Annotated in this window: 1 protein-coding gene; it reads left to right on the forward strand. The window is 47.7% G+C overall.

The genetic code is table 11. The features are described 5' to 3' along the window. Window positions 1-285, forward strand: a 285-nt coding sequence (locus E4T79_RS10850) for an RHS repeat domain-containing protein (RefSeq protein WP_135030145.1), incomplete at both ends; no start/stop codon positions are given.

Consider the following 285-nt stretch of genomic DNA (forward strand, 5'->3'; position numbering starts at 1 on the left):
AAGCCGATCAAACGGTTTCTTATACCTATGATGAAGTCGGAAACAAACTGACGGAAACCAAGGGAGGTCAGACAACCAGTTATACCTATGACAAGTCTGGCAATGTGACAGCTATTACCTATCCAGATGGCACCAGTGTTTCCTATACCTTAGACTCTATGGGCAATATCATCTCCATGCTCGATGCCCTGGGTCGTGAAACCCGCTATGAGTACAGCCCTGCTGGTCGTCTGATTGCGACAACCAACGCCTTGGGTCATAAGACAAGCATGACCTATGATGCCA

Source organism: Streptococcus sp. LYSM12, from assembly GCF_004569635.1.
In the GTDB taxonomy this organism is placed as follows: domain Bacteria; phylum Bacillota; class Bacilli; order Lactobacillales; family Streptococcaceae; genus Streptococcus.